This is a genomic window from Micromonospora sp. DT15 (genome assembly GCF_049841475.1).
GTDB lineage: Bacteria > Actinomycetota > Actinomycetes > Mycobacteriales > Micromonosporaceae > Micromonospora.
This window is the reverse complement of sequence record NZ_JBNCKJ010000007.1, coordinates 211189-237144: the sequence shown is the minus strand read 5'-3', so window position 1 is coordinate 237144 and position 25956 is coordinate 211189. Positions and strand designations below refer to the sequence as shown.

Below are 25956 nucleotides of genomic sequence, written 5' to 3'. Positions count from 1 at the left end.
CCGCACAGATCCGACGATCACCCGACGCGGGCCGCGAACGGGCCGGCCGGGACGCGTCACCGGCGGCGGTCCAGCAGCAGGACGTCCACGGTGGAGCCGGCGGCGGCCGTGGTGACCCGCTCGCCGAGCACCAGCAGCCCGTTGGCCTCGGCCAACCCGGAGAGGGTGAACGGTCCGCCACTGAGCGGCTGGACCGTGTACCCGCCGCCGCGTCGCTCGGCGACGTGCGCCGGCCGGAACTCGCGAAGCCCGGTCGGCGACGACACGGTCTCCAGCAGGTGTGCCCGCACACTGGGTCGGAACACCGGTTCGGCACCGGCGAGCAGTTGGATGGCGGGGCGGGCCAGCACCTCGAAGCCGATCAACGCGGCACCCGGGTCGCCGGGCAGGCAGACCACCGGCACCTCCTCGGCGCCGACAGTGCCGAACCCGAGCGCGGTGCCAGGGTAGAGCGCCACGTCGGTGAAGGTGACCGGCCCGGCGCGACCGCCCTCACGGCGGGAGAGGATCCGACGCACCATGTCTCCGGGGCCGGTGCCGGTGCCCCCGGTCGTGATGATCAGGTCGGCACGCAGCGTCTGGTCCTCCAGCAGCCCGCGCAGCCCCTCCGGGTCGTCGTCGCAGATTCCCACCCGGTACGCCAGCGCGCCCACCTCGGCCGCCGCGGCGGTCAGCGCGTGCGAGTTCGCGTCGACCACCTGACCGGGCTGACTACCCCGGCCGACGTCGACGAGTTCGTCACCGGTGGCCACGATGACCACCCGCGGACTGGGCCGGACCACCACGTGCCCGATGCCGGTCGCCGCGAAGACGGCGACCAGGGCCGGGGACACGTAGGTGCCGGCCCGAGCGAGCAGGGTGCCGGCGGGCAGCTCCTCACCCGCTCGGCGTACCCCGTACCCCCGTTTGGGGGTGCGGAAGATCTCCACTGCGGCCATGCCCTGGTCGGTCCACTCCACCGGGACAACGACGTCAGCGGCGACCGGCAGCGGAGCCCCGGCGGCCACCGAGAAGCACGAGCCGGGGGTGAGCCGGACCGGCCGCCAGCTCGCGGCGCCGAGATCGCCGACCACGTTGAGCCGGATGGTGCGGCCGCCGGGCGTGCCGGAGGGGGCCGGGACGTAGCTCGGCCCCCTCCCCCCTCCGGAGATGTCCTCCCAGCGCGCGGCGTAGCCGTCCACGGCCGCCTGGTCGAAGGCCGGGAAGGCGTGCGGCGCGACGACGTCCTCGGCGAGGACGTTGCCGTGCGCCTGGGTGAGGTCGAGGTCGAGTGGCGGCAGCGCGCGCAACCTGCGCAGCACGCTGCCCAGGTAGTCGGCGAGCGGCGTCAACTCGTTCGCGGCCGCCTCGGCGTCGGCCGTCGCTGTCATGTACCAGATCCGCCTGCCGCGTCGGCCTTGACGAAGTCGGCCAGCCAGGACCGGAACTCGGCGCCCAGGTCCTCGCGCTCGGCGGCGATCTGCACCACCGTCTGGAGGTATCCCAGCGGCATGCCGGTGTCGTAGCGGGTGCCCCGGTAGACGATCGCGTGCACCGGGGTGCCCTCGGTACGCAGCAGCTCCATCGCGTCGGTCAGCTGGATCTCGCCGCCGCTGCCCGGCTTGGTCCGCCGGATCGCGTCGAAGATCTTGCCCGGCAACACGTAGCGGCCGAGCACCGCCAGGTTGCTCGGGGCGTCCTCCGGCTGCGGCTTCTCCACCATCCCGGTCACCTTGACGACCTCGCCGATGTCGGTCAGCTCCGACTCGGCCGGCTCGACGGAGGCGATCCCGTACCGCTTGGTCTCGGACGGGTCGACCTCGAAGAAGGCGAGCACCACACCGCCGGTGCGGGCCTGCAACTCCAGCATCGCCGGCAGCAGCGGCTCCGATGGCTTGACGAACTCGTCGCCGAGCAGCACCGCGAAGGCGTCGTCACCGACGTGCGACTCGGCGTACCCGATGGCGTGGCCGAGCCCGAGCTGCTCGGGCTGCCGCACTGTGTAGATCTCGGCCAGCTCGCTGGGCCGACGTACGGCGGCCAGCCGCTCGGAGTCGCCCTTCTCCTCCAACCTGGTCTCCAGGTCCGGGCGACGGTCGAAGTGGTCCACCATCGACGTCTTACCCCGACCGGTGATCAGCAACACGTCACCGATGCCAGCCTGCGTGGCCTCCTCGACGATGTACTGCAACACCGGCCGATCCACCACCGGCAGCAGTTCCTTGGGCACCGCCTTGGTGGCCGGCAGGAACCGGGTGGCCAGTCCGGCGGCCGGGATGACGGCCTTGACCGCCAGGGGACGGCCGTTTGCGGCGACCGTCGATGAGGGGTTCGCTGAGTGCTCCGACATGCCGCGAGACTATCGGCCACGGCTCTGCCGCGGCGGGTGTGGCCCAGAAGACGCGCCGCCACCCGGCCCCGGCCGCGCCGCGTCCGGGCCGGCCCGCGCCGCGTCCGTCGCGACGTCCGGCGTGTCGTCGGCCGAATCCGGCCGGGCCTGCGCCGGGCCCGCCAGCGATGATTCCGGTACGCCCACCGCCGGGTCGGACCGGGCGGGCCCGCCCGGCTCCCGGCTGGCCTGCACCGGCTGGCCGGCGCGCGGCAGCCCGTCGGTAGGGCTCACCGCGCACGCGAGCACGGGAATTTCCCGGGTCGGCAGATCCGAGCGAACCTCGGCGACCCGGTACGTGTCACGGCCCGCCGCCTTGGCCGCGTAGAGCGCGTCGTCGGCGGCCTCCAGCACCTCCCGCCCGGTGCTGCCGTGGTCCGGGAAGACGGCGATGCCCACCGACACGGTCACCAGGACCGGCCCGGCGTACGCCTCGACGGCGATGGGCGTGTCGCGCACCGCCGCGCCGAGCCGCTCGGCCACGATCGCCGCGCCCCGCGCGTCGGTCTCCGGCAGCAGCAGCACGAACTCCTCACCACCCTGGCGGAAGGCCAGGTCGACCTCCCGGATCTCCCCGCGCACCCGGCGGGCGAACTCGGCCAGGACGGTGTCCCCCGCGGCGTGCCCGTAGGTGTCGTTGACGTCCTTGAACCGATCCAGGTCCAACGCGAGGACGCTGAGCATCCGCCCGAAGCGGCTGGCCCGTTCCACCTCCCGCCGGATCGACTCGCGCAGGTAGCGGTAGTTCCACAGCCCGGTGAGCGGGTCGGTGAGGGAGAGCCGCTGCGCCTCCTCGTGCACCCGGACGTTGTCCACCGCCACAGCCGCGTGGCCGGCGAAGGTGCGCAGGGTGGCCAGGTCGTCGTCGTCGAACTCGTCGGCGCCCAGCCGGTCGTAGAGGGCCAGCACGCCGAGGGCGGCCGCCGCGCCCGCCTCGTCGACCGGCCCCGAGGATCCGCCGAGGGTGGCCGTGGCACCGCCGGGCGGGGCGGCGAACGGAACCGCGACGTAGGTGCGACAGCGTGGCTCACCCGTTGGCGTCCCGGTCTGCTCCGCCCTGCCCCGTTGCGGTTCCCCGGTGGCGGCGACCTCACCGACCACGCCGACGCCGACCGGCACCCGGAGCGTCTGCGACCCGTCCGCCTCCTCCGCCGGCCAGCGCCCGTCCAACCCCTCCGTGCACTGGGCGACGAGCACCCCGCCGGTCTCCACCAGCAGCACGGCACCGGCGCGCGCGCCCGTGGCCCCGATGGCACTGCGCAGGATCACCCGCAGGATGCGTTGCAGGTCGTGTGTGCTGGCCAGCGTGTCGCCGAGCACCGCGAGGTGCCCGCGCAGCTGGTCCCGGTTGCTGGTCAACGCCGCGACGTAGGAGCCGGTCTCCCGGGTCATCCGGTTGAACGCGGCGGCCAGCCGACCCAACTCGTCACGACTGCGCACCGGCACCCGGGCGGTCAGATCGCCCTGGGCCACCCGGTCGACGGCACCGGCCAGCTCCGCCAGCGGCCGGGTGGTCACCCGGGCCAGCCGCCAGGCGGCCAGCACCGCGAGCAGCCCGGCCAGCACGACCACCCCGAGCAGCGTGGCGTGCAACCCCGGTGGCCGGTCACTGGGCACGGAGAGCACCAGTGGCAGCGGCTGCGTGGCAGAGGGCCCGAGCCTGCGCACGTACCGGCCCTCCTTGGTCTCGGTGACCTGCTCGCCCCGTACGCCGACGGCGGCGGCCAGCACCGCGTCGCGGACGTCACGGGACTCGGTCGTGTGGGTGACCCGCGCGGCGCTCGCCCCACTGTCGAGGAGGGTGACCGCCACCCCGGTCACCGCCGCCAGCCGGGCCACGAAGGCCGGGTCGACCAGTTGCGCGGCGGTCACAGTGCCCAGCCGGGTGCCGGCGCGATCGTGCAGGTCGACCTGGGCGGCCAACGCACGGACCGGGCCCGCCGAGCCCGGGTTCGAGCCCCCGTTCGTGCCCTCGGCCGAGCCGCCGCAGTCCTGCCACGGGGTCGACGGAGCACCGGGCGACAGGTAGGTGACCTGGCCGGCCACGTCGCTGACCAGCACCGCGGCGGCCAGACCCCGGCCGACCAGTTGCGCGGCGGCGACGGCGGGGTCGGCGGTGAGCGCCACCGCGTCGGCGGTGGCGCGTAGCTGCTGGCAGAGCGCGTCGACCGAGGTGCGAACCGCGGAGGCAGCCACCGCCAGGCGCTCGGTGGAGCGGCTGCGGTCCACCGCCGCGACTGTGGAGGCGACGAAGAGCGCGCCGAGCAGGACGGGCCCGAGCACCACCACGAGGAAGGCTGCCGTCAACCGCCCGCGTAGCGTCACTCGTCCCCCCGGAAGTTCCGCCTCCGTTGCTTGCGATGCTGACACAGTGCAACCGTGGGAGAGGCGTTGCGTCAGGAGTGTTGCGTGCCGGAATTTTCTGATGAAGCGGAAGTGACCCGAGTGGCGAAGCGGAACACCCGCGTCGAGCTGCTCGCCCGCCGCCGGTCGCTGCCCGCCGCGACCCGGGCAGCCGCCGCCGGGCGCGTGCAGGCCGAGCTGGTCGCCCTGGTACGCCGACTGCGCCCACACCGGATGACGGCGTACGTGCCGGTCGGCTCCGAACCGGGCGGGCCCGACCTGCCCGAGGTGCTGCGGGCGGCGCTGCCGGCGGACGCCGAGTTGCTGCTGCCGGTGCTCCTCGGTGACCTGGATCTGGACTGGGCGGCGTATACCGGGCCCGATGCCGTGATCGCTGCGGGACGGGGTATCCGAGAACCGGTCGGTGCCCGTCTCGGGCTGGCCGCCGTGGCACACGCGGAACTCGTGGTCGTTCCGGCTCTCGCGGTCGACCACCACGGTCGGCGGCTCGGGCGCGGTGGCGGGTCGTACGACCGCGCCCTCGCCCGGGTCCCCGCGGCGGCCCTGACGGTGGTGCCGCTGCACGACGGTGAGCTGGTCGAGGCGCTGCCGGCAGAGCCCCACGACCGTCGGGTGCGCGCGGTCGTCACTCCCGCCGACGGGGTGCGTACGCTTGACGGCGGCCCGGGTGCGGCGCACGGTGTCGCGCCCCACACGTCTGCTGGACGAACCCGGGGCGAATGACGCACCATTGGCACTCGAATACGTCGAGTGCCAACTGGCTGAGCCCAGATCCGGAGGAGAACGTGCCCACGTACCAGTACGCCTGCACCACGTGCGGTGAGCAGCTCGAGGCGGTGCAGTCCTTCTCTGACGAGCCGCTGACCGAGTGCCCGGCGTGTCAGGGGCGGCTGCGCAAGGTCTTCAACTCGGTCGGCATCGTCTTCAAGGGTTCGGGCTTCTACCGCACCGACTCCCGGGCGTCCGGTTCCGAGACGACCGCCGGCGGCACGACCACCAAGCCGGCGAAGTCCGAGTCGTCCTCCGCTGACAGCTCGTCGTCCTCTTCGGGGTCCTCGTCCTCGTCCGGGTCGTCCTCGTCCTCGGGGTCGGGGTCCTCGGGGTCGTCGTCCTCCTCGGGCGCATCGGGCGGCGGCAAGGCGGCCACGGCCAGCTCCACGTCCTGATCGCCGAAGGCCCGACCCCACCACGGGTCGAGCCTCGATCGACTCGGGTTCCAGGAAGTCGGCCTGTCCCCGTCGCTCTGACCGCCCGCTTTCCCTGATCCCGAGTCGATCAAAGCGATTCTCCTAGCAGATCGCACCGGCGGATGCGCGTTGTCCACAGGCCGGGCGGTTGTCCACAGGCGGTGGCCGTGGGTCGGCCGAGGCGGCGGGAACTGCCTAGCCTCCCCTGCATGAGTGCCGCTGCGGCGCTCGGGGACGGGAGGCGGCAGAGGCGATGGTCGATCCAGATTCCGCGCGGGCGTTGCGCCCGCTGCGCCAGCTCACTCTGCCCGGCGGGCGCACCCTGCTCCGGGCCGGTCTGGTCGCCGCGCTGCTCGGCCTGGCCGCCGCGGTCCTGCACACCCCGACCGGATGCCCTCCGACCGCCGTGCCCTCCGACTCGCCATCGGTGGCGGACGACCCGACCCGGTAGGCCGACCAAGGTCGGTCGGGCGAGCGCAGCAGGACAGGCATCCGCCCCGGTCGAGCACCGGCCACCGCCCAGGGCAGGAGCTGGCGGATCGAGATCGTCAGGGTCTGGCCGAGCCTGCGGGGGTCATTCCCAGTGCGGGGGGCGTTCGGCGAGCAGCCAGTCGTCGTTGCCGCCCGACCGCTCACCCCAACCACGGTCGGTGTCGTCGGTGGTCTGCTCGGGCAGCACCACGAAGTCTTCGCTCAGGTCGACGGCGCGGTCATCGTCTCGCGGTGCGCCGTGCGTGCCAGGGTCCTCGGTGCTCACGAGCGGCAAGACTAGCGCAGCCGACGGCGGTGGACCGGGCCACCGGCGGTGGGCACGCCGGCCAGAGCCAGCCGGACCGCCGGCACTGGGCACGCCGGCCGGACCGCCGACAGTGGGCGCGCCGGCCAGAAGCGACCGGGCCGCCGGTGGCGTTGGTAGCGTCGGACGGCGTGACGACCCCCAGCGGTGGCAGCGACCCGGACGACTACTGGCGACGGCCCGACACCGGTGACGACGCGGTGGCCGGCCAACCTCCCGCCGCGCCCGCGACCACACCACCGGCCGGGCCCACCCACCCGCAGCAGAACGAGCAGGCCAGCCCAGCATCGACGGGCCACCCGCCCAGCGGGAACGCGGGCCCGCTGCCCGCACCGGCGTCGGCAGGGGGCACTACCAGCGGGAACGCAGGCCCGCCGCCGCCCGCACCAACCGCGCCAGCGCCGACGGGAGGCCCTGCCAGCGGATACTCCGGCCCGCCGCCGAGCGTGCCGCCGCCGGCGGGTTGGCGTCCACCCGTACATCTGCAGCCGGCGCCGCCGCGACGGCTGCCACCGCAGGACATGGCCGACCTGGACGCGGCCGAGCAGCGATCGCAGCGGGTCACCTACGGCTTCGGGGCGGCGGCCGGCGTGGTGCTGCTGGTACTGCTCTGTCTGCTCTGCTCGCGGGTCATCTTCTGATGCCCACCCCCGGGCGGCAGCGCCGGCCAGCGGCTCAGAGGGTGGTGCCCCACACCGTCTCGGCGCCGGAGTGGCCGGTCAGGTAGACGTAGATCAGGGCGGCGATGGAAAGCCCCACTGCCGCTACCGCCAGCACGGGGATGACCAGCGCCGGCAGGCGCGGCACCCGGGGGTGCCCACTCGTCGCCACGAGCAGCAGGATGGCCACGACCCCGAGCGGCACCACGACGCGTAACAGGATGTCCCCGTAGCGGCTGTGCTCGAAGATCTGATCGAGGATCGGCCCCTGGAAGCCCCGGGCCACCAGCGCGTCGGTGAGTGCCTCACCCGACTTGACCGCGACGTAGGCGGTCACCGGCGCGGCCACGGCGAGGAGGCCCAGGGCCCAGTCCAGCCGGTGCCGCCACCGCGGTAGCCCCACGTACGCGATGGCCAGCACCGCCAGCAGCGGTACGAACACGACGACCGCGTGGATTACCAGGACGTGCACCGGTAGACCCAGGATCTCCTCGAACATCGAACCCTCCAGGTGGATCATGGTCAGGGGTGTTCAGCCTATGGTCCGCCGATCGTCCCCAGGCTCTCGACGGATGACACGCGCGCCACGTCGATCGGGTTCATTCGCTGGGGCCGTACTCCCGATCTTGCCTGGCTGTGTCGGTGGCCACCCGGAGCGGGCGACGGTTGTCGATGCGGGTCGAGCGTGTTGTCATTGGCCAATGTCCGGTGCCGAGGAGCTGCTGCGGTCGAGGGGTCTGCGTGTCACGCGCCCCCGCCTCGCGGTGCTCGACGTGCTGGCCGACGGCGGCCACCTGGAGGTCGACGAGATCACCCGGCGGGTGCGCGAACGCCTCGACTCGGTCTCCACCCAGGCGGTCTACGACGTACTGGGCGCGCTGTCCCGGGCCGGGCTGTCCCGACGGATCGAGCCGGCGGGCAGTCCCGCCCGCTATGAGGCGCGGGTGGGCGACAACCACCACCACGTGGTCTGCCGAGGCTGCGGCGAGATCGCCGACATCGACTGCGCGGTGGGCAGCGCACCGTGCCTGGAGCCGAGCAGCGCGCACGGGTTCGAGGTCGACGAGGCCGAAGTGACCTTCTGGGGCCTCTGCCCGGGCTGCCGGGCCCGCCGCTCCGCCGACGTCTGAGCATCCGCACCGGAGGCACGTGACCGGCGAGGTCGGCCCGATCGTGGCACTCTTGTGCGGTGGACTCCGATGACCTCGGCCTTTTCGGTCCGGGTTCGGTCACGTGGAAGGTGCACGAGGAGCCGATCCTGATCGTCGCCGGCCTGCGCTCGCTCTACCTCCAGGCGTTGCACCCCCGGGCCATGGCCGGGGTCGCGCAGAACAGCAACTACCGCACCGACGCCTGGGGTCGACTGCTCCGCACCGCCACCTACGTGGCGACCACCGTCTACGGGACCACCGCCGAGGCGGAGGCCGCCGGGGCCCGGCTGCGCCGCCTGCACGACCGCCTGCGGGCCACCGACACGCTCACCGGTGAACAGTTCAGGATCGACGAACCGGACCTGCTGCGCTGGGTGCACGTGACCGAGGTCGAGTCGTTCCTGAGCACGGCCCGACGCGCCGGGCTGCCGCTGAGCGACGACGAGGTGGACGGCTACTACACCGAGCAGCGCCGCGCCGCAGCCCTGGTCGGCCTGGACCCGGCCACCGTCCCGGGGACCGCCGCCGAGGTCGCTGACTACTACGAGGCCGTACGGCCACAGTTGCGGATGACCCGGGAGGCCGCCGAGACGGCGGTGTTCCTCACCGCCCCGCCGCTGCCGTGGAAGCTCAGCCTGCCGGTCCGGTTGGGGCTCACGTTGGGCCCGCCACGCTGGGCGTACCTGGGGATCGCCAGCACCGCGTTCGCGCTGCTGCCGGCGTGGGCACGCCGGATGTACGGAGGTCCCGGTCTACCGACCACCGCGCTGTCGGCGGACCTGACAGTGCGCGCGCTGCGGCTCGCGTTCGCCGCCGTCCCCCGTCGCTACCTGGAGGGGCCGTTGATTCAGGCGGCCAAGGAGCGGGCCGCGCGGCACGCTGCCGCCTCGCTGGCCGGCTGACCCGACATTCGGCAGGAGATCAGCCGTCGGCCGGCCGGTCCACTGCCGCCCACGGCTCCTTGCCCGGGACCTGTGCGCCCGTCGGGCAGTGCCGCCGGAAGTCGCACCAGCCACAGCGCGGGCCGGGCGCCACCGGGAAAGCCTCGTCCGCGTCGGCGCCGTCGGCGACTGCCCGCTCGGCGGCCATGATGTCGCGGGCCGTCTCTTCCGCGCGGGTCAGTTGTCGGGCCAGCGACTCGACTGTGTGGTCGTGGCCGGCGACCGTGCCGGTCGGCAGGTGGTGCAGCTCCACCCTGCGGCACGGCCGACGAAACACCCGCTCGGCGGCGTACGCGTAGAGCGCGAGCGCCTGCGAGCCCCTGGCGTCGTCAGTGTCCAGCCCGGTGCGGCCGGTCTTGTAGTCCACGATGACCAGCTCCGGCCCGTCCGGGCCGGGCCGCGAGTCGATCCGGTCGGTACGACCGTTGAACGCCAGCACCGCGGTCTTGACCGCCACCACCCGCTCCACGCCGAGCGGGTCGGAATCCGGCTCCAGCGTCTCGACGTACGACTCCAGCCACCCCAACGCCCGCCGGTAGGCGGCCCGTTCCTGCTCGTCGTCGCGGTAGCCCTCGCGGACCCAGGTGCCCTTGAGCAGTGTGGCCAGCACCTCGGGACGCCTTCGGTCGGCGGGCAGCGCATACCAGTTCTTCAGGGCGGTGTGCACGCTGGCGCCGAGCGAGTTGTGCGCCCACGGCGGGCCCTTGGGTGGGGCGGGCCGGTCGACGTAGGAGTAGCGGTAGCGACGCGGGCAGTCCGCGTACGCGCCGAGCTTGCTCGGGGTGCAGACGAACAGCCGCTCGGGCATGCCCTCGAAGCCGAGCTGCTCGGCGTCGCCGGCGCGCTGCCGCGGGGCCCGGCCGCCGGCGGCCGGCCGCCCCGCTGATGAGGATCGTCGCACGTCTCAGATCCTGCCATCCATCTCCGACATCGCGCGTGTGCCGTCAGGCCATGTTCACGTACTGCGTGACGAAGGCGGCCACCGCGTCGGCGATGAGCTGCACGGCGATCGCGGCCAGCAGCAGGCCGGCGATCCGGGTCAGCACCTCGATCCCGCCCGGCCGGAGGATCTTCACGATGCCGCCGGAGAAGCGCAGGACGATCCAGACGGCGACCATCACGGCGAGGATCGCCACGGCGATGGCGCTGAACTCTCCCAGCCCGTCGGCCTGCTGGACGAAGAGCATGGTGGCCACGATGGCACCCGGGCCGGCCAGCAACGGCGTGCCCAGCGGCACCAGGGCGATGTTGGAGGTGACCTGCTGGCTCGGGTCGTCGGCCTTGCCGGTCAGCAGCTCAAGGGCGACGAGCACGAGCAGCAGCCCACCGGCTGCCTGCAACGCCGGCAGGTCCACGTGCAGGTAGTCGAGCAGGGTCTGCCCCGCCACCGCGAAGATCACGATGACGCCGAGCGCCAACGCGACGGCCTGCCAGGCTGCCCGGTTGCGGTCGCGGGCGGGCAGGGGGCCGGTCAGCGCCAGGAAGATCGGCATCATGCCCGGCGGGTCGGTGATCACCAGCAGAGTCACGAAAACCTCGCCGAACAGCTTCAGATCCACGTGATCAACCTAGCCGCGTCGCGATGGGCGAAATACCCGGATCAGCCCGAAGCGACCTCGGTCACCCCCTCGGCGACGATCCGCTCGTACGCCTCGACGCTGGTGCTGAACGCGCCGAGTTGGACGGTCTTGTGGGTGCCGTGAAAATCCGAGGAGCCGGTGACGAGCAGGCCCAGCTCGGCGGCGAGCGCCCGCACGTGTTCCCGCTCGGCCGGGCTGTGGTCCTCGTGGTCGGCTTCGAGCCCGGCGAGCCCGGCGGCGGCCAGCTCGGCGATCAGCTCGTCGGGCACGACCCGGCCGCGTCGGGTGGCTCGCGGGTGGGCGAAGACCGGCACGCCTCCGGCCGCCCGGACCAGCCGAACGGCCCGGAACACGTCGATGTCCTCCTTGGGCAGCCGGTACCGCTCGCCCAGCCAGTCCGGGCCGAACGCCTCCCGGACGCTGCCGACCAGGCCCGCGCGGATGAGTGCCTGCGCGATGTGCGGACGTCCCACTGTGCCGCCACCCGCGCCGACGAGGATGTCCGGCCAGTTCACGTCGATGCCGTCGGCCCGCAGGAGGCCGACGATCCGTTCGCCACGCTCTTCCCGGGCGGCCCGGACCCGCGCCAGCTCGGCCACCAGCTCCGCGTGACCCGGATCGAACAGGTACGCGAGCAGGTGCAGCGGCACCGCGGGCTGCGGACCGGACCAGCGACACGACAACTCCGCACCCCGGATCAGGCGCAGACCGGGTGGCAGCGCGGCCACTGCCGGCGCCCAGCCCGCCGTGGTGTCGTGGTCGGTGATCGCCAGCACGTCCAGCCCGGCGTCGGAGGCCGCGCCGACCAGCTCGGCCGGGGTCAGCGTGCCGTCGCTGGCCGTCGAATGGGCGTGCAGGTCGATCCGGGAGGCGGGGCCGGTACGCGAGGTCACCGCCCGACGTTACCGAGGAAACGGTGAGCCCGGCTCACATGGGCCACCTGGGGTCAGAAGCCCTGCACCAGGATCGGCCGCTCTCCGGCCGGCACGCCGGGCACCGCAGCGGGGCCGGCGGGCTTTCCCGCCCGCACCTGGCCGACGTCGACCCGGACCAGCTCGCCGTCGCCGTCGAGGTAGGAGGCCTGAGCCTCGTCGCTCCAGACGATCGCCCCGGTCATCGGCGGCCCGGCCGCGACGGCTGTCGCACCCGGTCCGAGCCGCTGTAGGTCGACCAGCAGGGACCGACCGGCCGAGCCGCTGTCCTCGTTGACCAGCAGCCACCGCCCGTCCGGCGAGACCCCGCCGACGCCGTCCTGGCTCAGGTCCGGACCGCAGCCCGTGCGTACCGGGTCCAGGTGACGTGTCGGGGTGAGGATGGCAAGGCAGGTCCGGTCCGGATCGGCCGTGCTGACCTGCCCGACGAGCCGCCCGTCGGGCAGCTGCCCGTAGACGTTGAGGCTCTTCCGGTCGAGGGCGTCGGGCAGCGGCCCCGCACCGGGCCGCCAGAGTGTGTGACCGGCGCTGGCCGGGTCGAGGCGGACCAGCACGCTGTCACCGACGAACCGGACGGGCTCCGCCGCCGCCGGCATCGGAGTGCGCACCGACCCGATGAGTTGGGTGCCGACCACACCCGCCGTCAGGAGATCGCCTCCGTCGCGCCAGGCGACCTGGCGGCTGTCCGGGGCCAGGACGATCGCGCCGGCACCGGCCAGCAGCACCTGTACCAGGCCGTCGTCCTGCACCACCCACAGAAAGCGCCCGGCGGTGCTCGGCGCGCCCACCACCAGCCAACCGCCTCCGCTGGGCAGCGGCTGGACGCGTTCGGCCGGCCCGACGTCGGACAACACCAGCCGCCGCCCGTCGGCGCTGACCAGCGTCTCGCTGGCGATGAGCGAGGTCGACGCCGTGGGCGAGGGGTCGGGGCCGGGAATGCTGGCCGTCGGGAACGGTCGACTGGTCGGGTCGGGGTCGCCGATCACGACGATGGGTGAGCCGTCCCGCCTGGTCTCGGCACCGAGCTGGGCCATGCCGGCGCTGAGCAGCACGGTGGTGGCCGCCGCGAGGGCGAGGCCGGCGGCGGTGCGTCGACGCCGGATCCGGTTCGCGCGACGGATGGCCTGGCCGGCCGGGTCGACGCTCAGCGGACGGGCAAGGGCGACCTGGTGCGAGAGGGTCTCCCGCACCGCACCTTCCAACTCGTCAGGCCGCACCTGGTAGGAACGCTGCGGGCCGTCCGTCAGGTTGTCGCGTCGGCCGGGGAACTGACTCACTGCTGTTCCCCGGAGCCCGTGCCGACGGGCACGGCCGCCGGGGCGGTGGGCAGGACCACCTGCGGATCGATCCCGCGCGGCACGGCAGGGCGCGGAGCGGTGGGGCGGGGCACGGGTCGGCCAGCCGCCCGTCCGGGACGGGGTGAGGCAGCGGCACCGGTGGCCGGGACCCGCCCGGTCCGGGAACCCGAGCCCGCCGCCCGGCCGCCGGCGCCGATCGCGCCCGCAGCACTGTCGGCAGCGCCAGTCCGGCCGGCGATGCCGGCGGCGGCTGCCAGCTCCGGTGCGTCCGCGCCCAGTCGCCGACGCAGCGTGGCGAGCGCCCGGGACGCCTGGCTCTTCACCGTGCCCGGTGAAATGTCCAGCATCGCGGCGGTCTGCGCCTCCGACATGTCCTCGTAGTAGCGCAGCACCAGCACTGCCCGCTGCCGGTTGGGCAACTCCCGGAGATGCCGCCAGAGCAGATCCCGGTCAAGTTGCTGCTCGATCTCGTCGACACCGGCCCGCTCGGGCAGCACCTCGGTAGGGCGTTCGCCGTGCCAGCGCCGCCGCCACCAACTGGTCGACGTGTTGACCATCACACGCCGGGCGTACGGCTCGACGGCCTCGATCCCGCCGAGCCGCTTCCACGCCAGGTAGGTCTTGGTCAGCGCCGTCTGGAGCAGGTCCTCGGCCGTGGCCCAGTCGCCGGTGAGCAGATAGGCGGTGCGCAGGAGCGCGGCGGAGCGGGCCGCGACGAACTCGCGGAACTGCTCCTCCAACGAGTCCTTGCTCGCCACCGCCCACCTCCACACCCCTGCCGTCCTGGCAGAGTGCCACGTCAGGGGCGGTCTGGTCCATGACGAAAGGTGCGCACTTGCTCCGATGTTCGGTCGAAAACCTTCACGCCCCGTCGTCGGCCTTGGCCTCGTCGGCCTCCTTGCCGAGCCGCGCCTCGACGGCCTGCGGCTCGTACATCTCCTCGACGACGCGCAGGTAGAGCTCGTTCGGGTTGGGCAGGTTCTTGACCTCGCGAAGCGCCTGCTCCTGGCCGGCGGACTCCAGCACGAAGGTGCCGTAGTTGAGCGCTCGACCGGTCGGGGTCTGCTCGTACTTCATGTCGGTGACCCGGACCAGCGGCATCATCGCCACCTTGCGGGTGACGATCCCGTTGACCACCATGACCCGCTTGTTGGTCAGGATGAACCGGTCATACCACCAGTCGGCGACCTTCCACGCCACCCAGCCCATCACCGCGAACCACAGCAGCACGGCGATGGTGGTCAACGCGCCGACGTCCTGACCGGCGAGGAAGCCGGAGAGATAGCCGAGCACGAAGGTCGCCGCGACGCCGATCAACAGCGGGTTGCTGAGGTGGATCCAGTGTCGCTTCCACTCGCCCCGGTAGCGCTCGGTGGGGAAGAGGTAGCGAGCCACCAGCGAACTGGGCTCGTCTTCCAGCGGCAGCACCCGCCGAGGGGTCGAGCCGGTCGCGTCGGCACGCAACCCGGCCAGCTCGTCCTCGGAGATCTGCGGCGGCTGGTAGCTGGCCTCCGGATCTCGGATCCACCCCCGACCGGAACGACCCTGGCCGGCGTAGCCGGGCCCGTCGCCATAGCCGACGTCGTCCGAAAGGGACGGACCGTCGGACAGGCCGGGGCCGGCCCCGTAGCCCGGGCCGTCATCAGGCCCGATCCGCGGGATCGGCTCGGTGTCGCGCTCGCGACGTTCCCGGTCGGGGTCGTCCGGGTCGAAGGGTGGACCGGAGGGGCTGCCCATCGGCGGCTAGGCGACGAGGCTGGTGAAGAAGTCGCCAAACCCCTGGGCGATATCCATGATCCCGCCGCCGAGCGACTTGAACACGTCCGCCGCCGAGTTTGGTCGATAGGCGACGAAGAAGATCAAGAATGCGATTCCGGCCCAGGTGAGGACCTTCTTGACCATGGCGGGCCATCCTCTCGCGCGGCGCCGGGTCCCATTACCGCAGCGGCACCCAGAGTATCAGTGTGGTGTCGTACAGTGAATATCTGCGTCCGTTCTCCGTCAATCCGGAAGAGTTGTCAAGCTCTACCGGGTAGATACGGGGACGGTGCGCCGTACACGAGCTCGGGCGGAGTCCACTCGGTCAGGTCGTGTAGCACGACGTCTTCCGCGAGCAGGTGACCCGCACTCGCCGGCCAGGCTATCGCATGGAGCCACATTCCCCGAGCTTCGCCGGCGTACGCGCTTCGATCCGTTGGAGAATTCACCAACCACAGTGGAGTGGGGTGCCCACCGACCTTGATCTTCGCCTGTCCGACGTGGTCAGGGTGACCCGGCCCCGGGTCGGTCAACGCGTCCACCAACTCCGGTCCCGGGTCCGGCCCGGTCAGACCGGCGAGGCGGGTGCCCAGGCCGACACCGGGTTCCTCGGCCACGAAGACCAGATCGGCCGGACCACCACCGAGGGGCGCGGGGCCCGCGCACGCCACCACTGTCGCCCGCACACCCGTGCGGTCGTCCCCGGCGTACGCCACGCCGGTGAGTGTCCAACCGGGCGGCAGCGGCCACGGGCACCACAGCGGTGTCACCGGTGGATCGCCGGTCGCGGTGATCCGTTCCACCACGCTCGCCACGATGTCCGCTCCGATGTGCTCGGGCACGTGCAATGGCGGCACCGGGCCGCAGCGCGCACATCTCGAGTCGGTGTTCATCAGATCCGGCGCCCGTACCGGGCCCCCGCATCTCGGACAACTCACCGCGACACTCACATCCCCACCGTCGCCCCGGACCGCCGGCACGTCAAGCCGGAACGTCCGATTCGGCACCGTACGTGGGTCAGTCCGGCGGCGTACCGGCGTGCGCGCGGATCCAGGCGTGCATGGCGATTCCGCTGGCCACCCCCGCGTTGATCGACCTCGTCGAGCCGTACTGGGCGATGGAGTAGAGCTGGTGGCAGGCGGCACGGGCCGGCGCGGAGAGGCCGGGGCCCTCCTGGCCGAACAGCAGCACGCAGTCCCGCGGCAGGGTGCCGGTCTCCAGCGGACGCGACCCGGGCAGGTTGTCGATGCCGAACACCGGCAGTTGCCGCTCGGCCGCCCAGGCGACGAACTCCTCGATCGTCTCGTGGTGCCGTACGTGCTGGTACCTGTCGGTCACCATCGCGCCGCGCCGGTTCCACCGTCGGCGTCCGACGATGTGCACCTCGGCGGCGTTGAACGCGTTGGCGTTGCGCACCACGGTGCCGATGTTGAAGTCGTGCTGCCAGTTCTCGATCGCGACGTGGAAGCCGTGCCGGTGCCGGTCCAGGTCGGCGACTATCGCCTCGTGCCGCCAGTAGCGGTAGCGGTCGACGACGTTGCGCCGGTCCCCCTCCGCGAGCAGTTGCGGGTCGTAGCGGCTGTCGTCCGGCGGGTCCCCCTGCCAGGGGCCCACGCCCACCTCAAGCTGGTCGTCGGTCACGGTCATCAGAGGGTACGGACCGCGTCGCCGTCGGCCGCGCCGACCTGCCGGTCAGCCCAGGTCGAGGGCGGCACCGAGCCGGTCCAGGAAGCGCCGGTCCGCCGGGCTGGCCGGTGGGTCCACCCGGCGCGTGCCGGTGCCGGGCACCGCGCGACAGACCCGGGCCGCGACCGACTGCACCCACTGGCGGTACGCGGCCGAGTCGGCGGGGTCGGCCCGCCGCCGGAGGACCCGGCTCGCCGCCCGGCATGCGGCCAGCAGGTCCACCAGGTCGGTGAGCCGCTCGGCGGGCTGTGGGGTGCCGTCGTGGCGGGCGTAGATCGTGGCGACCACCGCCCGGACCAGGTCGCTGTCGGAGGCTCGGCCCGCGGCCACGGCATCCAGACCGGCCAGGCCGGCCATCACTCCACGCTCCGTCCGGTCAGGCCCCGGTGCCGCGGCGGCCACGAGGACCCGACCGGGCAGGCTGGTGAGCAGATCCCACTCGACGGCGGAGTAGACAGCGGTGGTCAAGGGTGCGGCTCGGCGGCCGGCAGAGGGCGGCTCTCCCGCGACGGAGTGGCTCATCGGAACCTCCGGCGTCAGCATATGCCCCGCGACGGGCACCGGACCCCTTCCCCAGCAGACCCGCGCCGGGGAAGGAGCCCGGTGTTCGTCGACGGTCGAGCCCGCCGTGACTCGTCAGCGCGGCTCGGGGAAGCTGGGCCGCTCCGGATCCACGCCGTCGGGCACCGCGGCGGCCGCGTACTCCCGCTTGGGCACCATGACCTTGCGCCGGAAGACGCAGACCATCGTGCCGTCCTGGTTGTAGCCGCGGGTCTCCACCGACACCACACCCCGGTCGGGCTTCGAGCCGGACTCTCGCTTGTCCAGCACCGTGGTCTCGCCGTAGATCGTGTCGCCGTGGAAGGTCGGCGCGACGTGCCGCAGCGACTCGACCTCCAGGTTGGCGATCGCCTTGCCACTCACATCGGGCACCGACATGCCGAGCAGCAGCGAGTAGATGTAGTTGCCGACCACGACGTTGCGCTTGAACTGGCTGGCCGTCGCGGCGTAGTGCGCGTCCATGTGCAGCGGGTGGTGGTTCATGGTGAGCAGGCAGAAGAGGTGGTCGTCGTACTCGGTGACGGTCTTGCCCGGCCAGTGCCGGTAGACCGCGCCGACCTCGAACTCCTCGTAGTAGCGACCGAACTGCATGCTGGTCCCTTCGACGGGCGGCGATGGAGTTCGGCACAGCATGCCTTACCGATGGTTAAGGCGACCGGCGGGGCGCGGCGGCGGCGGAAATGTCACACGGGTCACTCGCCTGGGGGGAGACGCAATGAGCGGCGGGGCCCTCCCCGGCACCCGCCGCCCACGCTCTGATGTGAGGAATTCTGCCCTACGGGTGCGTAGCTTCAACAGAGGTCGCGATCACATTTATCTTTTTGTAACACTACTGTGAGTGACGAAGCGGAGGTTGATCAGCGATCTCCGCAGGCCGGATACCTCCTTGTCAAGGCCCAAGTTACCGATTCGTAGTGCTCAATCGCGTGGATCTCCCTGGAAACGCTCCCATCACCGCAGGTCACGCAAGTGCGTCATGCACTTGCGTTCCGCAGGTCGGGTGTGAACAGATGCTTGTCGATGACCGTCGGCACCCCCCGGCAGCCCCGGGCACGTTTCGTGCCCCACCCCCCGGGAATTCGATACGGTCAGCCCTGGTTCTACGGGACGTAGATAAACCGCGGTGATCGGAGAGTGCAATGGCAACCGTTGAGCTGACCTCGACGAACTTCGACGAGGTGACCGGCAACGACGGCATCGTCCTGGTCGACTTCTGGGCCGACTGGTGTGGTCCGTGCAAGCGGTTCGCCCCGGTCTACGAGCGCTCCTCGGAGAAGCACCAGAACATCGTCTTCGGCAAGGTCGACACTGAGGCTCAGCAGGAGCTGGGCGCCAAGTTCGACATTCGCTCGATCCCGACGATCATGGCGATCCGCGACGGCGTCATCGTCTTCGCCCAGCCGGGCGCCCTCCCCGAGTCCGCGCTGGAGAACCTGATCGAGCAGGTCGAGGCGCTGGACATGGACGACGTCCGCAAGCAGCTGGCCGAGCACAACCACTGAGTCGTCCCCACGACGACACGCGAGGCCGGGCCCGGTACGGGCCCGGCCTTCGTCGTACCCGCCGACTCGACCCATGATCACCTGCCTGGTCGGGCCGAACTGGCCATCGGAGGGACCCGAGGCCGTCGGTACATCCCGTATCGTCACGACCCGATGGAGAATCTGACCACCCGCGGGCGCGTGACCCGGCTGGGCGCGACCGCACTCGGCCTCGTCCTGCTCGTCGTCGGCACCTTCTGGGGCAGCGACGACGATTTCCCGTTCGGCCCGTTCCGGATGTACTCCACCTCCAACCCGCCGAACGCACCCGCCCCTGACACCCGCGTCGAGGGGGTGAACAGCTCCGGGGCGGTGATCGACCTCGACCAGAACGCGACAGGCATCCGCCGCGCCGAGATCGAGGGCCAGCAGGCCCGATACGCCGCCGACCCGACGCTGCTCACCGAGGTCGCCGACGCGTACGCCGAACGCCACCCGGACGCCCCCGCGCTGGTCGAGGTCCGCATCGTCATCCGCTGGCACGGCATCCGCGCCGGCCGACCGACCGGCGAGCACACCGACCAGACCGTCGTGAGCTGGCAGGCCGCCCGATGAACCGCTGGTTGACCGAGGCCGTACCCCGGGGCCGGGTGGCCGCCTTCCGCACCCTGATCTACCTGTTCGTCGCCGCCGACCTGGTGATCTTCACCCCCTGGGTACGCACCCGGGTAAGCGTGCCCGGCGACCTGTACCAACCACTCCTGATCGGCCGCCTGCTCCCACTGCCGACGCCAACCGAGACGCTGGTGACGGTGATCTTCTGGGCGTTGCTGCTGCTCGCCCTCCTCGCCGCCACCGGACGAGCGCCCCGGCTGCTCGGCTGGGCGGTGTGCGCGCTGTACCTGGAGTGGATGATCATCGCGATGAGCTACGGGAAGGTCGACCACGACCGGTTCGGGCTGCTCGTCGCACTGGCCGTGCTGCCCACCGCCGGCCGCGCGCGACACGGCGACACCACCCGCACCGAGGCCGGCGGCTGGGCCCTACGCGTCACCCAGATCGCGGTGATCTGCACGTACTTCCTGGCCGCCTTCGCCAAGCTGCGGTTCGGCGGCCTGGACTGGCTGACCGGCTCGGTCCTGGCCCGCGCGATCATCCGGCGCGGCACCGACCTGGCCGACCTCATCGCCCAGGTGCCGTACCTGCTGATCGTCGCCCAGTTCGGCATCGTGGCGTTCGAACTGCTGAGTCCGGTGGTCTTCTTCCTGCCACCCCGCTGGCGACTCGCCATGGTCGGCTTCTTCTACTCGTTCCACGCGGTCACCATCGCGACCATCACGATCTCGTTCGCGCCGCACCTGGCCGCGATGACCAGCTTCCTGCCGCTGGAGCGGGTGCGCCCGCTGGTCTGGGCGCGCCGGCTCGTCGGCCGCGGCTCTCCCGAGGCGGCCACGACGGACGCCTCGGTGCCGCGCCCGGCCGACGTCGACCCGGTGCCGACCGACCAGGGCCCGGTGACAGCCGGCTCGGGGCCGGCACGCGACGATCAGGCGCCGGTGGTCGGGCGACCGGCCGGCCCGTAGAGCCGCTCCCGGGCCTCCTGCGGCAGGGAGCAGGCCGCCGTGCCACCGGGAAGTCGGTGCCGGTTGCGCGCCACCCAGCGGTACAACGGCCAGGCCGCGACGCGTACCGGAGGAATCCGCAGGCCGGCGCCGGCGACCCGCCAGAGCGGACCACTCGCGGCGAGCAGCTTCGCGATGGCGTCCGGACCGGCCGCGCGTGAGCCGTCCGCGCCGACCCACTGCACGGCCTCCTCGCACTCGGCCACGCTGAGGCCGAGCGCGTCCAGGTCGGCGAACTGCCAGGGCACCACGCGTGCGGCGGTGGGGATGCGGCGCTCGATGAACTCCGCACAGCTCGTGCAGAACGCGCAGTCCCCGTCGTAGACGAAGGTCGACGTCTCCATGGCTCCCATCCTTCCCTCTCCGACCACCCGGACGCCCACCGGTGTACGGCGGGTCACTTGCGCTTGCCTCGTACACGTGTTCGAATAGTGCCCATGCGCTGGGACAACCTCACCGCTCCCCCGGTCGAGGGAGACCCCGAGCGGGCAGCGCCAGCGACGCCACCCCTGCCGCTGGCGCTGCCCGGCGCCGTCGCCCGCACCTTCGACACCCCCGAGTTCGCCGGGATGACCTTCTACGAGGTGCAGGCCAAGTCCATCCTCAACCGGGTGCCCGGGCAGTCCCGCGTTCCGTTCGAGTGGACGATCAACCCGTACAGGGGCTGCTCTCATGCCTGCGTTTATTGCTACGCGAGAAATACTCACACCTATCTCGATCTCGACGCCGGTGCGGACTTCGACCGGAAGGTGATCGTCAAGGTCAACGCCGGTGAGCTGGTCCGGCGGGAGCTGGCCGCGCCGCGCTGGCGGGGCGCCCACGTGGCGATGGGCACCAACGTCGACTGCTACCAGCGGGCCGAGGGTCGCTACCGGCTGATGCCGCAGATCATCGGTGCCCTGCGAGACTTCGCGAACCCGTTCTCGATCCTCACCAAGGGCACGCTGATCCTGCGCGACCTGCCACTCCTGCGTCAGGCCGCCGAGGTGACCACGGTGGGCATCTCCTTCTCGGTGGGTTTCGTCGACGAACACCTCTGGCGCACCGTCGAACCGGGCACACCACACCCCCGCCGCCGACTGGACGCCGTCCGGGCGCTCGCCGACGCCGGCTTCTCCGTCGGGGTGCTGATGGCCCCGATCCTGCCCGGCCTCAGCGACAGCGACGAGTCGATCGACGCCACCGTCTCAGCCATCGCCGCCGCCGGCGCGACGAGCGTGACCGCCCTGCCGCTGCACCTGCGTCCGGGGGCTCGGGAGTGGTACGCGCACTGGCTCGCCCGCGAGCACCCGCGCCTCGTGCCCCGCTACCGCGAGCTCTACCGGGCCGGCGCGTACACGCCGCAGGCGTACCAGCGGGAGTTGACCGCACGGGTGCGGATCGCCGCCCGGCGACACGGGTTGCACCGCGGGGAGCGGGGCGACAACCGCAGCCTGCCCGAGTCGCCGCCACCGTCAGCCGAGCAGCTGACGCTGCTCTGATCGGAGCTACAGTCGGCGGGTGCGTACCGCTCAGCAGATCCTCGCCGACTCCGCCGTGATCGCCGTCGTGGGCGCGTCCCGCGACCCGTTCAAGGCCGCGCACGGCGTGCCGTTGCAGATGCAGCAGTACGGCTGGCGCATCATCCCGGTCAACCCGACTGTCGACGAACTGTTCGGGGAACGGGCCTACAAGACCCTCGCCGACATTCCGCACCCCGTGGACCTGGTGGACGTGTTCCGACCGGCGGCTGACGCCGTGCAGGTGGTGCGGGACGCGGCGGCGATCGGCGCTCCCGCGGTCTGGCTGCAACTGGGCATTGTCTCGGCCGAGGCGCGGCGGATCGCCGAGGAGGCCGGCATGGACTACGTCGAAGACCGCTGCCTCATCGTCGAACGCGCCGCCGCCAACCTGACCCGCCTGCCCTGACCCACCCCCACCCCCACCGCGATCTTGCACTTACTGTCGCGACAAACCCGGCATGAGGGTCAATCGGACAACCGAAAGTGCAAGATCGCGAGGGTGCAGGGCGTGGACTCAGAGCTTGTACTCCTTGAGGAGACCTCGGGAGATGATGGTCTTCTGAATCTCTGAGGTGCCCTCGCCGATGAGCAGGAACGGGGCCTCCCGCATCAGCCGCTCGATCTCGTACTCCTTGGAGTAGCCGTAGCCGCCGTGGATGCGGAACGCCTCCTGGACGACCTCGGCGCAGTATTCGGAGGCGAGCAGCTTGGCCATCCCGGCCTCCACGTCGTTGCGCTGGCCGGCGTCCTTGAGCCGGGCGGCGTTGACCATGAGGGCGTGCGCGGCCTCGATCTTCGTGCCCATCTCGGCGAGCTTGAAGGCGATCGCCTGGTGCTTGGCGAGAGGCTGGCCGAAGGTCTTGCGCTGTTGGGCGTAGCTCACCGCCAGCTCGAAGGCGCGGATGGAGATGCCGCAGGCGCGGGCTGCCACGTTGACCCGGCCCACCTCGATGCCGTCCATCATCTGGTAGAAGCCGCGACCCACCTGGTCGGCGCCGCCGAGGATCGCGGAGTCGGGCACCGTGACGCCGTCGAGCACCATCTCGGTGGTCTCGACGCCCTTGTAACCCATCTTTTCGATCTTGCCGGGGATGGTGAGGCCGGGGGCGGTCTCGCCGAAGCCCGGCTCCTTCTCCAGCAGGAACGTGCTCATGTTGCCGTAGACGGACTCCGCGCCGGTGTCGGTCTTGACCAGGGTGGCCACCACCGAGGAGTAGGCCCCGTTGGTGAGCCACATCTTCTGCCCGTTGAGCACGTACTGGTCGCCGTCGCGGACGGCCCGGGACTTGATCGCCGAGACGTCGGAGCCGGTCTCGGGCTCGGACATGGAGAACGCTCCCCGCACCTCACCGGTGGCCATCTTCGGCAGCAGCCGGGCCTTCTGCTCGGCGGAGCCGTGCTGGGAGATCAGGTACGCCACGATGAAGTGGGTGTTGACGATGCCGGAGATCGACATCCAGCCGCGGGACAACTGCTCCACCACCAGCGCGTAGGTGAGCAGTGATTCGCCGAGGCCGCCGTGCTCCTCGTCGATGGTGAGGCCGAACAGCCCCATCTCGCGCATGCCGTCGAGGATGTCGGTGGGGTACTCGTCGGCGTGCTCCAGCCGCTGCGCGTGCGGGATGATCTCCTTGTCGGCGAAGTCCCGAACGGTCTCCAGGATCGACTGTTGCACATCGGTCAGGCCGGGCGTCTGGGCGAGTCGGGCCATCTCAGCCTCCGGGGATCCGCGCACTACTCATGGGTAACTGAACGCTGGGTCAGTATCGGCCCCTCGGGTCGAGGAGGCCAAGGTGACCAGTCCACACAACCGCTGTGAAAAGGTTCACCGCTGCGGGTAGCGTCCGGCAAGAGGGACTTTTCCGGCACCGGCAGGAGGAGGACAGCTGTGAGCTACCCACCGCCGTCGGGACCGCCCGGGGACGAGCCGCCGCCGTCCCCCTACGAGCCACCGAAGGACCAGTCGCCGTACGCGCCACCGCCGGCCGGCCAGTCACCGTACGCGCCGCAGCCGGACCAGCCGGCATACGAGCTGCCAGCGGAACGCTCACCGTACGGGCCGCCGGAGGGCGAACCGTCGCCGTACGGCCACCAGGGGCCGCAGCAGTCGGCCCACTGGAGTCAGCAACCGCCGTACCCCCCGCAGGGCCCCTACGGCCAGTACGGCCCACCGCCTGCCGGGCCGGGTCGGGGCACGAACGTGCTGGCGATCCTGTCGCTGGTGTTCGCCTTCGTCTTTCCGCCGGCCGGCGCCGTCCTCGGTCACGTGGCCAAGCGGCAGATCCGTACCAGCGGCGAGGAGGGCGACCAGCTCGCGACCTGGGGGCTGATCCTGGGCTACGTCTTTACCGGGCTCACAGTGCTGGCCTGCTGTGGCTGGCTGGCGCTGGTGGCCTTCAGCAACTCCGGCGACAGTGGCAGCTACTGACGAACGGGCCGGTGCGGCCCGTCAAGGTCAGCGGAAGCGGGCCTCGCGGACGCTGTTGCCGCCGTCCACCACGAGCATCTGCCCGGTGATGTACGAGGCGGCCGGCGAGCAGAGGAAGCTGATCGCCGCGGCGACCTCGTCCGGCGTGCCCGGCCGCCCCACCGGGGTGCCCAACCCCTGCTTGATCTCGGCCATGGTGGACGCCGCGGTGTAGATGGTGCCGGGCGCCACCGCATTGACGGTCACCCCGTCGGCGATCATCTCCATGGCCAGGGCCCGGGTCAGCCCGACGACCCCGGCCTTCGCCGCGGCGTACGCGGCCTCGGTGGGCAGGGCGTTGACCGGGCCGGCCGTGGCCGCCAGGTTGACGATCCGACCCCAACCCCGCTCGGCCATCCCCCCGATGAACGCCCGGCTGCACAGGAACGCGGTGGAGAGGTTGCGGTCGATCTCGCCGCGCCACTCGTCGTAGGTCAGCTGCGCTACCGGCCGCAGCACCCCCTGGCTGGCGCGACTGGCCAGGCCGGCGTTGTTGACCAGCACCTCGACGTCGCCCAATTGCTCGGCGACGGCATCGGCCAACGCGCCGACCTCGGACTCGTCGGTCAGGTCGGCGACGAAACCGGTCACCCCCAGCTCGGTCGCCCGCTCGTGGATGCGTCGGGTGGTGGAGACGATGGCCACCCGCCCGCCCAGGTCGGCGAGTCGACGGGCGGTGGCGTACCCGATGCCGTCCGGGCTGCCCGCCCCGGTGACCAGGGCGACCCGCCCGTCGAGGCGCATGGTGACCGGGTCGGTGAGTGCGACCGGCTCGTCGGGGCCGGGGCTGCCCGCCGGAGGGGCCGTCCGGGCGCGCCGGGCCGCACCCGGGCGGCTGACGTCCCGTCGGGGTCGACTGCCGGAGCGGTCCGCGGCGCGCGCGTCGTATGCCATGTCAGGGATCCTGCCCGTTACGACCGGCCCGAGCAACGCGGCACCCGGAAGCGGGGGCGTCGGGTTTGGGCAGCGCTGGCTACCCTGTCTGCGCACCCCAACCTGACGGAGAGTTCGTATGACCAATCCCCCGCCGCCCGGCAACTGGAGCGACCCCACGTGGTCGGCCCAGCCGTCGAGCCCCGCACCGGATCCGACCCTGGTGGCCGGTCAGCCGGTGCCCGCGCAACCTGGCCCGGTCGACCCGTACGCGCCCAGCCCGTACGCGACCAGCCCGTACGCCCCGGACCCGTACGCCCCGGTCGACCCGTACGCCGGAGCGAAGCAGCCGGCGACCCAGCCGATGCCCGGATACGCCGCGCCCGGATACGCGCCCGGTTACCCGCCGCAGTACCCCGGCTACGGCTACCCGCAGCCGCCGAAGACCAACGGGATGGCCATCGCGGCGTTCGTGCTGGCCCTGATCGGTTTCACGTCCTGCATCACCGCGCCGATCGGCGCGATCCTCGGGCACGTCGCGCAGAAGCAGATCCGGCTCAGCGGTGAGGGCGGTGCGGGGATGGCGAAGGCCGCCATCATCGTCGGCTGGATCCTCACCGGGTTCCTGGTGTTGGTGATCCTCTTCTACGTTGCCGCGATCGTCTACGCGATCGCGACGAGCAACGACAGCAGCAGCTACTGACCAGCGGGCGGGCCGGCGTACCGGCGA

32 protein-coding genes and 1 pseudogene are annotated in these 25956 nt (G+C 72.0%); 13 read left to right on the top strand and 20 right to left on the bottom strand.

From position 1 onward, the window contains the following. Positions 1-56: 56 nt before the first annotated feature. The 3 genes from glp to ACLQ3F_RS17655 are packed head-to-tail and all read right to left on the bottom strand — an operon-like array spanning position 57 to position 4693. The gene (gene glp, locus ACLQ3F_RS17665; protein ID WP_091394702.1) at positions 57-1370 is read right to left on the bottom strand and encodes a molybdopterin molybdotransferase MoeA; all 1314 of its coding nucleotides are present in this window, start codon (positions 1368-1370) and stop codon (positions 57-59) included. After that, entirely contained in the window at positions 1367-2329 is a 963-nt protein-coding gene (locus ACLQ3F_RS17660) for a UTP--glucose-1-phosphate uridylyltransferase (RefSeq protein WP_355005128.1), read from the bottom strand. Before ACLQ3F_RS17660 ends, glp begins: the two co-directional genes overlap by 4 nt. Before the next feature lie 9 nt (positions 2330-2338). Next, positions 2339-4693, bottom strand: coding sequence for a diguanylate cyclase (locus ACLQ3F_RS17655; protein ID WP_425850146.1), 2355 nt, complete (start codon positions 4691-4693; stop codon positions 2339-2341). A gap of 84 nt (positions 4694-4777) precedes the next feature. Here ACLQ3F_RS17655 and ACLQ3F_RS17650 point away from each other — a divergent pair, with 84 nt between their 5' ends. Together ACLQ3F_RS17650 and ACLQ3F_RS17645 are read left to right on the top strand one after the other, a co-directional pair. Continuing rightward, complete coding sequence (locus ACLQ3F_RS17650; protein WP_425850144.1) at positions 4778-5455, top strand: 5-formyltetrahydrofolate cyclo-ligase; 678 nt, start codon at positions 4778-4780, stop codon at positions 5453-5455. After that, positions 5452-5658 (top strand): annotated as a pseudogene (locus tag ACLQ3F_RS17645) (FmdB family zinc ribbon protein); the annotation flags it as partial. The gene ACLQ3F_RS17650 and the pseudogene ACLQ3F_RS17645, both read left to right, overlap by 4 nt. Positions 5659-5672: 14 nt before the next feature. Here ACLQ3F_RS17645 and ACLQ3F_RS17640 read toward each other — a convergent pair. Continuing rightward, a complete protein-coding gene (locus ACLQ3F_RS17640; protein ID WP_425850323.1) occupies positions 5673-5879 on the bottom strand; it encodes a hypothetical protein in 207 nt (68 codons plus the stop codon). Positions 5880-6172: 293 nt separating this feature from the next. Here ACLQ3F_RS17640 and ACLQ3F_RS17635 point away from each other — a divergent pair, with 293 nt between their 5' ends. After that, the gene (locus ACLQ3F_RS17635) at positions 6173-6370 is read left to right on the top strand and encodes a hypothetical protein (RefSeq protein ID WP_357195433.1); all 198 of its coding nucleotides are present in this window, start codon (positions 6173-6175) and stop codon (positions 6368-6370) included. Positions 6371-6493: 123 nt separating this feature from the next. Here ACLQ3F_RS17635 and ACLQ3F_RS17630 read toward each other — a convergent pair whose 3' ends face one another. Beyond that, complete coding sequence (locus tag ACLQ3F_RS17630) at positions 6494-6676, bottom strand: hypothetical protein (protein ID WP_355005124.1); 183 nt, start codon at positions 6674-6676, stop codon at positions 6494-6496. A gap of 170 nt (positions 6677-6846) precedes the next feature. Between ACLQ3F_RS17630 and ACLQ3F_RS17625 the strand changes: the two genes are divergently transcribed. Next, positions 6847-7356: a hypothetical protein gene (locus tag ACLQ3F_RS17625; RefSeq protein WP_425850140.1), complete on the top strand. Its 510-nt coding sequence runs from the start codon at positions 6847-6849 to the stop codon at positions 7354-7356. Between the two features lie 34 nt (positions 7357-7390). On the opposite strand, the gene ACLQ3F_RS17620 is transcribed toward ACLQ3F_RS17625, so the two are convergent. Beyond that, positions 7391-7873 (bottom strand): DUF2231 domain-containing protein, encoded by a 483-nt coding sequence (locus ACLQ3F_RS17620; protein WP_425850307.1) that lies wholly within the window; start codon positions 7871-7873, stop codon positions 7391-7393. 202 nt (positions 7874-8075) lie between these two features. On the opposite strand from ACLQ3F_RS17620, the gene ACLQ3F_RS17615 reads away from it, so the two are divergent. Together ACLQ3F_RS17615 and ACLQ3F_RS17610 are read left to right on the top strand one after the other, a co-directional pair. Beyond that, a complete protein-coding gene (locus tag ACLQ3F_RS17615; protein ID WP_357195440.1) occupies positions 8076-8504 on the top strand; it encodes a Fur family transcriptional regulator in 429 nt (142 codons plus the stop codon). A gap of 59 nt (positions 8505-8563) precedes the next feature. Next, positions 8564-9427: an oxygenase MpaB family protein gene (locus ACLQ3F_RS17610; RefSeq protein ID WP_357195442.1), complete on the top strand. Its 864-nt coding sequence runs from the start codon at positions 8564-8566 to the stop codon at positions 9425-9427. 19 nt (positions 9428-9446) lie between these two features. Here the strand turns inward: ACLQ3F_RS17610 and ACLQ3F_RS17605 are convergent, their stop codons facing one another. The 11 genes from ACLQ3F_RS17605 to ACLQ3F_RS17555 all read right to left on the bottom strand — a co-directional run bounded on the left by ACLQ3F_RS17605 (position 9447) and on the right by ACLQ3F_RS17555 (position 17872). Beyond that, positions 9447-10367 carry a RecB family exonuclease gene (locus ACLQ3F_RS17605; protein ID WP_425850138.1) on the bottom strand — a complete coding sequence of 307 codons (921 nt, stop codon included), beginning with the start codon at positions 10365-10367 and terminating at the stop codon, positions 9447-9449. A 43-nt stretch (positions 10368-10410) separates the two neighbouring features. Next, positions 10411-11025, bottom strand: coding sequence for a MarC family protein (locus ACLQ3F_RS17600; protein ID WP_091394729.1), 615 nt, complete (start codon positions 11023-11025; stop codon positions 10411-10413). Between the two features lie 41 nt (positions 11026-11066). Then, the gene (locus ACLQ3F_RS17595) at positions 11067-11939 is read right to left on the bottom strand and encodes a PHP domain-containing protein (protein ID WP_425850136.1); all 873 of its coding nucleotides are present in this window, start codon (positions 11937-11939) and stop codon (positions 11067-11069) included. Positions 11940-11992: 53 nt separating this feature from the next. Continuing rightward, a complete protein-coding gene (locus tag ACLQ3F_RS17590; RefSeq protein WP_357195451.1) occupies positions 11993-13255 on the bottom strand; it encodes a hypothetical protein in 1263 nt (420 codons plus the stop codon). Beyond that, the gene (locus ACLQ3F_RS17585) at positions 13252-14034 is read right to left on the bottom strand and encodes a SigE family RNA polymerase sigma factor (RefSeq protein ID WP_357195454.1); all 783 of its coding nucleotides are present in this window, start codon (positions 14032-14034) and stop codon (positions 13252-13254) included. Before ACLQ3F_RS17585 ends, ACLQ3F_RS17590 begins: the two co-directional genes overlap by 4 nt. A gap of 103 nt (positions 14035-14137) precedes the next feature. After that, positions 14138-15013 carry a PH domain-containing protein gene (locus ACLQ3F_RS17580; RefSeq protein WP_357195457.1) on the bottom strand — a complete coding sequence of 292 codons (876 nt, stop codon included), beginning with the start codon at positions 15011-15013 and terminating at the stop codon, positions 14138-14140. Positions 15014-15019: 6 nt separating this feature from the next. Beyond that, positions 15020-15178, bottom strand: coding sequence for a hypothetical protein (locus ACLQ3F_RS17575; RefSeq protein WP_007455302.1), 159 nt, complete (start codon positions 15176-15178; stop codon positions 15020-15022). A gap of 116 nt (positions 15179-15294) precedes the next feature. Continuing rightward, positions 15295-15972 carry a DUF6758 family protein gene (locus ACLQ3F_RS17570; protein ID WP_425850133.1) on the bottom strand — a complete coding sequence of 226 codons (678 nt, stop codon included), beginning with the start codon at positions 15970-15972 and terminating at the stop codon, positions 15295-15297. A 79-nt stretch (positions 15973-16051) separates the two neighbouring features. Next, on the bottom strand, positions 16052-16675 hold the full coding sequence (locus tag ACLQ3F_RS17565; RefSeq protein ID WP_425850130.1) for a TrmH family RNA methyltransferase: 624 nt from the start codon (positions 16673-16675) through the stop codon (positions 16052-16054). Between the two features lie 51 nt (positions 16676-16726). Further along, positions 16727-17263, bottom strand: a complete 537-nt coding sequence (locus tag ACLQ3F_RS17560) for a hypothetical protein (RefSeq protein ID WP_357261686.1) — start codon at positions 17261-17263, stop codon at positions 16727-16729. A gap of 93 nt (positions 17264-17356) precedes the next feature. After that, the gene (locus tag ACLQ3F_RS17555) at positions 17357-17872 is read right to left on the bottom strand and encodes a MaoC family dehydratase (protein ID WP_030486570.1); all 516 of its coding nucleotides are present in this window, start codon (positions 17870-17872) and stop codon (positions 17357-17359) included. Between the two features lie 548 nt (positions 17873-18420). Between ACLQ3F_RS17555 and trxA the strand changes: the two genes are divergently transcribed. The 3 genes from trxA (at position 18421) to ACLQ3F_RS17540 (ending at position 20345) form a co-directional block, all read left to right on the top strand. After that, positions 18421-18783, top strand: a complete 363-nt coding sequence (gene trxA, locus ACLQ3F_RS17550; RefSeq protein ID WP_007455291.1) for a thioredoxin — start codon at positions 18421-18423, stop codon at positions 18781-18783. 153 nt (positions 18784-18936) lie between these two features. Further along, a complete protein-coding gene (locus ACLQ3F_RS17545) occupies positions 18937-19377 on the top strand; it encodes a hypothetical protein (RefSeq protein ID WP_355005113.1) in 441 nt (146 codons plus the stop codon). Further along, complete coding sequence (locus ACLQ3F_RS17540) at positions 19374-20345, top strand: HTTM domain-containing protein (RefSeq protein ID WP_357195468.1); 972 nt, start codon at positions 19374-19376, stop codon at positions 20343-20345. The genes ACLQ3F_RS17545 and ACLQ3F_RS17540 overlap by 4 nt, the downstream gene beginning before the upstream one ends. On the opposite strand, the gene ACLQ3F_RS17535 is transcribed toward ACLQ3F_RS17540, so the two are convergent. After that, the gene (locus tag ACLQ3F_RS17535; protein ID WP_112620689.1) at positions 20309-20728 is read right to left on the bottom strand and encodes a thiol-disulfide oxidoreductase DCC family protein; all 420 of its coding nucleotides are present in this window, start codon (positions 20726-20728) and stop codon (positions 20309-20311) included. The genes ACLQ3F_RS17540 and ACLQ3F_RS17535 overlap by 37 nt on opposite strands. 93 nt (positions 20729-20821) lie before the next feature. Between ACLQ3F_RS17535 and ACLQ3F_RS17530 the strand changes: the two genes are divergently transcribed. Beyond that, a complete protein-coding gene (locus ACLQ3F_RS17530; protein ID WP_425850125.1) occupies positions 20822-21865 on the top strand; it encodes an Rv2578c family radical SAM protein in 1044 nt (347 codons plus the stop codon). Positions 21866-21884: 19 nt separating this feature from the next. After that, positions 21885-22292 carry a CoA-binding protein gene (locus tag ACLQ3F_RS17525; protein WP_196928457.1) on the top strand — a complete coding sequence of 136 codons (408 nt, stop codon included), beginning with the start codon at positions 21885-21887 and terminating at the stop codon, positions 22290-22292. A gap of 108 nt (positions 22293-22400) precedes the next feature. Here the strand turns inward: ACLQ3F_RS17525 and ACLQ3F_RS17520 are convergent, their stop codons facing one another. Further along, positions 22401-23597 carry an acyl-CoA dehydrogenase family protein gene (locus ACLQ3F_RS17520; RefSeq protein WP_357195564.1) on the bottom strand — a complete coding sequence of 399 codons (1197 nt, stop codon included), beginning with the start codon at positions 23595-23597 and terminating at the stop codon, positions 22401-22403. A 177-nt stretch (positions 23598-23774) separates the two neighbouring features. Here ACLQ3F_RS17520 and ACLQ3F_RS17515 point away from each other — a divergent pair, with 177 nt between their 5' ends. Further along, the gene (locus ACLQ3F_RS17515) at positions 23775-24314 is read left to right on the top strand and encodes a DUF4190 domain-containing protein (protein WP_425850124.1); all 540 of its coding nucleotides are present in this window, start codon (positions 23775-23777) and stop codon (positions 24312-24314) included. Between the two features lie 27 nt (positions 24315-24341). Here the strand turns inward: ACLQ3F_RS17515 and ACLQ3F_RS17510 are convergent, their stop codons facing one another. After that, a complete protein-coding gene (locus ACLQ3F_RS17510; protein ID WP_425850121.1) occupies positions 24342-25247 on the bottom strand; it encodes an SDR family NAD(P)-dependent oxidoreductase in 906 nt (301 codons plus the stop codon). A 118-nt stretch (positions 25248-25365) separates the two neighbouring features. On the opposite strand from ACLQ3F_RS17510, the gene ACLQ3F_RS17505 reads away from it, so the two are divergent. Beyond that, the gene (locus ACLQ3F_RS17505) at positions 25366-25929 is read left to right on the top strand and encodes a DUF4190 domain-containing protein (protein ID WP_425850118.1); all 564 of its coding nucleotides are present in this window, start codon (positions 25366-25368) and stop codon (positions 25927-25929) included. Positions 25930-25956: the final 27 nt, after the last annotated feature.

Bases quoted from the DNA above. Each gene is read 5' to 3' on its own strand.
- ACLQ3F_RS17540 (WP_357195468.1), top strand. From the start codon at position 19,374: ATGAACCGCTGGTTGACCGAGGCCGTACCCCGGGGCCGGGTGGCCGCC.
- ACLQ3F_RS17560 (WP_357261686.1), bottom strand. From the start codon at position 17,263: ATGCTGACGCCGGAGGTTCCGATGAGCCACTCCGTCGCGGGAGAGCCG.
- ACLQ3F_RS17620 (WP_425850307.1), bottom strand. From the start codon at position 7,873: ATGTTCGAGGAGATCCTGGGTCTACCGGTGCACGTCCTGGTAATCCAC.
- ACLQ3F_RS17635 (WP_357195433.1), top strand. From the start codon at position 6,173: ATGGTCGATCCAGATTCCGCGCGGGCGTTGCGCCCGCTGCGCCAGCTC.
- ACLQ3F_RS17615 (WP_357195440.1), top strand. From the start codon at position 8,076: ATGTCCGGTGCCGAGGAGCTGCTGCGGTCGAGGGGTCTGCGTGTCACG.
- ACLQ3F_RS17545 (WP_355005113.1), top strand. From the start codon at position 18,937: ATGGAGAATCTGACCACCCGCGGGCGCGTGACCCGGCTGGGCGCGACC.
- ACLQ3F_RS17535 (WP_112620689.1), bottom strand. From the start codon at position 20,728: ATGGAGACGTCGACCTTCGTCTACGACGGGGACTGCGCGTTCTGCACG.
- ACLQ3F_RS17510 (WP_425850121.1), bottom strand. From the start codon at position 25,247: ATGGCATACGACGCGCGCGCCGCGGACCGCTCCGGCAGTCGACCCCGA.
- ACLQ3F_RS17660 (WP_355005128.1), bottom strand. From the start codon at position 2,329: ATGTCGGAGCACTCAGCGAACCCCTCATCGACGGTCGCCGCAAACGGC.
- ACLQ3F_RS17530 (WP_425850125.1), top strand. From the start codon at position 20,822: ATGCGCTGGGACAACCTCACCGCTCCCCCGGTCGAGGGAGACCCCGAG.
- ACLQ3F_RS17580 (WP_357195457.1), bottom strand. From the start codon at position 15,013: ATGGGCAGCCCCTCCGGTCCACCCTTCGACCCGGACGACCCCGACCGG.
- trxA (WP_007455291.1), top strand. From the start codon at position 18,421: ATGGCAACCGTTGAGCTGACCTCGACGAACTTCGACGAGGTGACCGGC.
- ACLQ3F_RS17520 (WP_357195564.1), bottom strand. From the start codon at position 23,597: ATGGCCCGACTCGCCCAGACGCCCGGCCTGACCGATGTGCAACAGTCG.
- ACLQ3F_RS17555 (WP_030486570.1), bottom strand. From the start codon at position 17,872: ATGCAGTTCGGTCGCTACTACGAGGAGTTCGAGGTCGGCGCGGTCTAC.
- ACLQ3F_RS17575 (WP_007455302.1), bottom strand. From the start codon at position 15,178: ATGGTCAAGAAGGTCCTCACCTGGGCCGGAATCGCATTCTTGATCTTC.
- ACLQ3F_RS17505 (WP_425850118.1), top strand. From the start codon at position 25,366: ATGACCAATCCCCCGCCGCCCGGCAACTGGAGCGACCCCACGTGGTCG.
- glp (WP_091394702.1), bottom strand. From the start codon at position 1,370: ATGACAGCGACGGCCGACGCCGAGGCGGCCGCGAACGAGTTGACGCCG.